The organism is Oleiphilus sp. HI0067 (genome assembly GCF_001635735.1).
Window position 1 is genome coordinate 1 of record NZ_LWFI01000610.1, and the last position, 1,063, is coordinate 1,063.

The window sequence follows — 1,063 nt, forward strand, 5'->3', positions numbered from 1 at the left end:
AAGGTATGGCGCGACGCTGATATGGTTCGTCTGGATGCTTGCTATCCTCAGTATGGATTCGCGAAGCATAAAGGCTATCCCACAAAGAAATTATCTTCTATTAGTGCGGGTATGCATGAGCTAGCTAATGGCGGGGCATACGATGGTGTGACTGACGTACTTGAAGAGATCGAAATGAATCTGAAGGCAAGCGGCAGTTTAGTGTTGTTTGATAAAGAAGGCTCAAGCACTGTAGCTGTTGATGAGTTGGTTTACGCTGCACAAGGCGTTATTTCAGATGTAACTAGCTTGCACTTAGGTCAAGATGAGTCGAATTATGATCAGTTAGTAACTGAGCTTGTTCAGGTGCAGAATAGTGCGATGGATCAAGGGGCTTTGGTTCAGCGAGTCCAGATTATGACTCAGCCTGTTGGTGTGGTAACTGAAGCCGGTGAACGGGTATCGTTGACGGCAAATATTATTGGTGGTTTGCCAATGTCTTATCAGTGGTTTAAAGATGGTGAGTTGATTGAAGGTGCAACAACTTCTGCATTAGTGTTGGGTTCAGTGAGTATCAATGATTCAGGAGCTTACTCTCTACGCGTATCTAATCCATCAAGTGTCGTTACAAGCGCAACTGCGGAAGTTGTTGTCCAAGTACTAAGCGCTGACGATGAAAATGCTAGTCAGCCTGACGATTCAAGTGATTCAACCGATGATCAATATGTTGCTGACAACCAGAATAGTGGTGATTCTTCGGACGACGCTAATTCCAATGATGGCCAGCAGTCTAATGGCGGTTCAAATGATACTTCTTCACGCAGCATTTCTCTGTCTTGGGATATTCCGGTTGAACGCGAAGATGGTAGTGATCTTGAACTGTATGAAATTAATGGCTATGTCATTAAGTATGGAAGCAGTGCCGGAGGTATGGCCAATACGATTAACATTAGTGGTGGTAACGTAACGCAATACACGCTAGATAATTTGAATAGTGGTACCTATTATTTCGCGATTGCAACGGTTGACTCTGATGATGTTCAAGGAGAATTTTCGTCTACCATATCTGCTGGGGTTAATTAGA

The 1,063-nt window shown here is 43.7% G+C and carries 1 protein-coding gene and 1 pseudogene; both read left to right on the forward strand.

The window, feature by feature from the left end; all coding sequences use genetic code 11:
* Nucleotides 1-90 (forward strand): annotated as a pseudogene (rnhB, locus tag A3739_RS30755) (ribonuclease HII); the annotation flags it as partial.
* A gap of 306 nt (nt 91-396) precedes the next feature.
* Complete coding sequence (locus A3739_RS31350) at nt 397-1,062, forward strand: Ig and FN3 domain-containing protein (protein WP_231877027.1); 666 nt, start codon at nt 397-399, stop codon at nt 1,060-1,062.
* The last annotated feature ends 1 nt before the right edge of the window (nt 1,063 follow it).